Genomic DNA, 5009 nt, shown 5'->3' with positions numbered 1-5009 from the left:
CCCACGCTGACGGCCGACGAACGCAAGCGCGCGGACGCCGTGCTGCACCCGCCGCACGGCCAGGCCGGCTCGTAGTCGGCCGGCAGCATCATGTCGGGAAAGCGGGCGCGCTGCGCGGGCGGTCCACGCGGAACGGGATGTCGAAGGCGCTCATCGCTCAGGGCCTTTCGTAGAATTCCGCCTCGACGATGGACAGCACTTCCGTCGACACGCCTTTCGTTCCCGTCGCCGTATTCGCCTGGTTGGCGACTTCCGTCAGCTTGATGCCCCCGCCCTCTTCCGCCCGGCCCGCCAGCTCGATGCGCACGGTGCGGCCCTGCACGGGTTGCAACGGCAGCGTGACGTAGCCGAGGCTCTTCGGCGTCTGGCCGCTCCATGCTTCCCGGCCATCGACATAGACCTTGAGCGGATAGCTGCGGTCGCGCCAGCCCGTCAATTTCAGCACGACTTGCGCCAGCCGCGCGGGCCGCGCGAGCGTATATGTGATCGCGGGCGTGGCGCCGGCCTGGCTCGTCCACGCGGTCGTCTCGTCGTCATCGTAGGACTTGCTCCCGTCCGGCGCATCGCTGGCGGTCACCGGCACGGCCACGCGCGACACCGTGAACGATGGCGTGGAGGGCGTCGGTCCGCGGTCCAGATGCACGGGCGGCGCGGGCGGCAAGGCTGCGAGGCCATCCTTCAGGGTCACCGGCTTCGACTCCAGCACCACTTCGGCCGGCGCAAGACCTTGCGCGCGGGCGCGGACGACGATGCGCCCCGCCTGCGGCGTCGTGCGCAGCAGCACCCGATTGACGCCGCCCTCCACCGGCAGCGAGCGCGCGAGGACGTAATTGTCCGGCCCCTGCGCGATGCCGCCGCGCCATTCGGCCGGGCCCTGCACGTCGAAGTCGACCATGTCCAGCGCGAGCGGATGGCGGCGGCTGGCGGCGTCGACGACTTCCACCTGGACGAGGGCCATGTCGGCGCCGTCGGCACGCAGGCCCTGCGGCGACACGATGGGCGTCAGTTTCAACGCGACGGGCGCGCCGGCGGTGGCCAATGTCGTTTCGCACACGGGCTTGCCGTGCGCGTCGTAGCCGACCGCTTTCAGTTCGCCCGCCGCCCACGCCACCTTGTCTTGCGCGACCCGGTCGAAAGTGAACAGGAAGCGCGCGCTCTGTACTGCCGGCCCGACCTCCTTCCCGTTCAGGAACAGTTTTACGTGGTCCGCACTGGAGACGACCGTGACCGGCTTGACGGTGCCCGCCGGGTAGTTCCAGTGCCCGACGATGTGGGCGCGCGGATGCTCCACGTCGACCCAGCCGTCCCACATGACCTGGTGCGCGTAGAACGCATCCTTCGCGATGCGCATGGCGTCCACTTCGCCGCTGCGGCGGTAGTTCTCGGCCCCGCGGTGGTGCGTGTTCGAATCGGAGAACACGATGTTCACGCCGCCGCTCGACACGCGCGTGCCGGTGCCGGGACGCTCGCGCCAATAGTCGTACCAGCGCTGCACGTCCTCGATGGCGAAGCTGTCCTGGTTGCGGTTGTAGACGCTCGCGTCCTGGCCCTTGTACAGCGGCCCGTCGCCGTCCCTGTGGTACGGCGGCGAGAGGTCATCCCAGTACTTGCGCAGCGCCTCGTCGCGCGCATACTCCATCGCCCACATCGGCATGCCCGCGCTCTTGTTTATGTACAGCATCTCGCCGCCGTATTCCGCGACGTGCTGCAACTCCCGGCTCAGCATCTCGCGGCTGCCGGCCGCGCGGCCGCCGTACGGGTCGAATTCGTCGCGCAGCGCTTTCATCGCGCGCATGTGGTCCGCACTGACGCCCTTGTTGCCGCTTTCGTAGAACACGATGCTCGGGTTGTTGCGGTTGTAGACGATGGCGTCGCGCATGACGTCGAGGCGCTGCTCCCAGCGGCGGTCCTTCACATCCGCTTCCGAGTCGCCGGCCGGCATCGCCTCCATCATCCCGAGGCGGTCGAGCGATTCCACGTCCTGCTTCCACGGCGTCACGTGCATCCAGCGGATCAGGTTCGCATTGCTGGCCAGCGCCAGGCCATTGCTGTAATCGGACAGCCACGCGGGCACGGCGCTGCCCACCGCCGGCCATTCGTTCGTCGTGCGCTGCGCATAGCCGTGGACCTGGATCACGCGGTCGTTCAATTCGATCATCCCATTGCGGAACGCGGTCTTGCGAAAGCCCGTGCGGGTCGTGACCGCGTCGAGCGGCTCGCCGTCGACCTCCAGGGTCGTCACCACGTCGTACAGGTAGCCGTAGCCCCAGCTCCAGAAATTCAGGCCCGCGACGGGCGCGCCGGCTTTCAGCGTGACGGTGGCGCCGGGCGCGATCGTCTGCGCGGGCGCATCGAAGCGCGCGACGCGCTTGCCGTCCTTATCGCGCAGCTCGACCTCGTACGCGACCCTGTGCGCCCGCGCGGAATCGTTGCGCACCTGCGATTCGGCCGTGATGGTGGCCTTGCGGTGCGGGATGTCGAAGTCGCGCGCATACACGTACACGCCCGTCGTGCCGAGGCTCCCGTACAGGGGCAAGGTCTGGTACACGGGTTCCGTCACGTGCAGGCGCACGTTCTTCGGCAGGCCGCCGTAGTTCGCGAAGAAGTTCTTGTCGTTCCACTGGAAGCGCTGGCCCGTCGCCTGTTCGCGGTAGTCCCAGCGGTTGTCGGTGCGGACGGCCACGACGTTGTCGCCGTCGACGAGCGCCGCCGCGATCTCCACGCCGAACGCGCTGATGCCGTTCTCGTGCAGCGCCACGCGCCTGCCGTTGACGAACACTTCCGCCGCCTGGCGCGCGCCTTCGAATTCGAGGAACACCTTCTGGCCGGGCTTCAGGCCGGGCACCCGGAAATGCTTGCGATACCAGGCGATGCCCGTCGACAGGTCGGCGATGTCCTTGCGGAAGGCGTCGTCCTCGTTCCACGCGTGCGGCAGGCTGACCGCCTTCCAGCCGCTGTCGTCGAAGGCGGGACGCGCGGCGTTTGCCGGGTCCCCGACCGTCAGCTTCCAGCCGGGATTGAAATCGTACAGGGCGCGCGCGGCATGCGCGGGGACGGCCGCGGCGAGCGCCAGCAGCAAGGCAAGACGTAGGTTCATGAAGGTCGGATCGGGGTGGACGTCGCTAAAATACTAGCAGTCCGGTATTCGACTTTTTCGTGCCCTGGCCAATTACTCAACACGATGAGCGTTGGTCCGGACTGGCCAACGGGCCGGGAACGCTGTTAGCATTGCGGCACGCGGGCTCGCCCCGTGCCGCTTTTCCCTTCCCGTATCAACGACTACAAATGACGAAACCATTCAAACGCATTTTGTTCACCGGCGCCGCCGGTAACCTGGGCCGCCGCCTGCGCGAGCGCCTGCACGAATTCGCCGACATCGTGCGCCTGTCCGACGTGGCCGACTTCGGCCCCGCCGCGCCGCACGAGGAAATCGTCCTGTGCGACCTGGGCGACCGCGACGCCGTCATGCGCATGTGCGAGGGCGTCGACGCCATCCTGCACTTCGGCGGCATCTCCACCGAAGAGGAATGGGCGCCGATCATGCAGGCCAACATCCTCGGCATGGTCAACCTGTACGAAGCCGTACACAAGCTGGGCATCCGCCGCGTCGTCTTCGCCAGCACGAACCACACGATGGGTATGTACAGGACGACGGACCTCGTCGACGCCACCATGCCCCCGCGCGCGGACGGCTATTACGGCGTATCGAAAGTGTTCGGCGAGACGCTGTCGCGCTATTACTGGGACCGTTTCGGCGTGGAGACCGTGTGCGTCCGCATCGGCTACTGCTGGCCGGAGGCGACGAATTACCGCCAGATGGTCACCTGGCTGTCGCTCGACGACCTGATGCAGCTGCTGCACCGCTCGCTGACGACGCCGCGCGTGGGCCACACGATCACGTTCGGCATCTCGAACAACGAGGGCCGCTGGTGGGACGACCGTCACGCTTCCTTCCTGCGCTACAAGCCGAAGGACAGCTCGCAGCAGTTCGCGGACAAGCTCCCGGCCGAGGTCCAGTATCCGCCGGCGGACGACATCACGACCTTCTACCAGGGCGGCGTGTTCCTGCACAACGGGCCGAAATACCGGCCCTGAGCACAGCTTGGCGTACCAAATGTCGTCTGACGTCCGACCACACTGACGTGCGGGTTTTTTTTGCAAACTTGTCAGACAAGTGAGTCCGCACGGCTATAATCGTAGCCTGGACCCACTGTGTACAACGCCCGCATGAACTCGCCGACCGCCCTGCTGCCCGCCCGCAAAAAATACCGCAACCTCGCCCAGGGTGTGGTGGAAGAATTGAGCGCGCGCATCCGCCGCTCCGAATTCAACCCGGGCGACAAGTTGCCGCCGGAATCCGCGATCATGGAAGAGTACGGCGTGAGCCGCACGGTGGTGCGCGAGGCGATCTCGCAGCTGCAGGCGGGTGGGCTCGTGCAGACGCGCCACGGCATCGGCACCTTCGTGCTGGAACCGCCCGCGACCACGCTCGGCATCGGCACGGACAGCGTGGTGACGGTGCGCGACGTGCTCGCGATCCTCGAACTGCGCATCAGCATGGAGACGGAAGCCGCGTGGCTGGCCGCGTCGCGCCGCACCGAGGAACAGGTGGCGCAGATGGGCCAGGCGCTGGGCGAGATGCAGCGCGCGCTCGAGAATGGCCGCACCTCGGTCGAGGCCGACGTCCGCTTCCACCAGCTCATCGCGGAGGCGACGGACAACCGCTATTTCGTCGAGCTGCTGGGCCAGCTGGGCAGCGCGATCATCCCGCGTGCACGCCTCAACACCCCCGGTCTCGGCGAAGACAAGCCGGCCGACTACCTCGAACGCGTGAACCGCGAGCACGAGGACATCTATAAAGCGATCCTGCGGCGCGACCCGGAAGCGGCCCGCGCCGCGATGCGCACCCACCTCTCCAACAGCCGCGAACGGCTGCGGGAAGCGCAGCAGCGGCTGCAGGACCAGCCGCGCGCCTGATCAGCGGTACTGCAGCGCCACCACCTGCGCGC

The 5009-nt window shown here is 67.4% G+C and carries 3 protein-coding genes; 2 read left to right on the top strand and 1 reads right to left on the bottom strand.

Features of this window, described 5'->3' with window-relative positions:
* Window positions 1-157 precede the first annotated feature (157 nt).
* Window positions 158-3097, bottom strand: a complete 2940-nt coding sequence (locus ACEN88_RS24145; RefSeq protein ID WP_413343745.1) for a glycoside hydrolase family 2 protein — start codon at window positions 3095-3097, stop codon at window positions 158-160.
* A 188-nt stretch (window positions 3098-3285) separates the two neighbouring features.
* Here ACEN88_RS24145 and ACEN88_RS24140 point away from each other — a divergent pair, with 188 nt between their 5' ends.
* Window positions 3286-4095, top strand: coding sequence for an NAD-dependent epimerase/dehydratase family protein (locus ACEN88_RS24140; protein WP_413343743.1), 810 nt, complete (start codon window positions 3286-3288; stop codon window positions 4093-4095).
* Between the two features lie 132 nt (window positions 4096-4227).
* Complete coding sequence (locus ACEN88_RS24135; protein WP_413343741.1) at window positions 4228-4977, top strand: FadR/GntR family transcriptional regulator; 750 nt, start codon at window positions 4228-4230, stop codon at window positions 4975-4977.
* Window positions 4978-5009: the final 32 nt, after the last annotated feature.

This window comes from Massilia sp. CT11-108 (assembly GCF_047302915.1).
Classification (GTDB): domain Bacteria; phylum Pseudomonadota; class Gammaproteobacteria; order Burkholderiales; family Burkholderiaceae_D; genus Telluria; species Telluria orientalis.
Note: the sequence above shows the minus strand (reverse complement) of the source record. Positions and strands in the feature narration are given on the sequence as shown.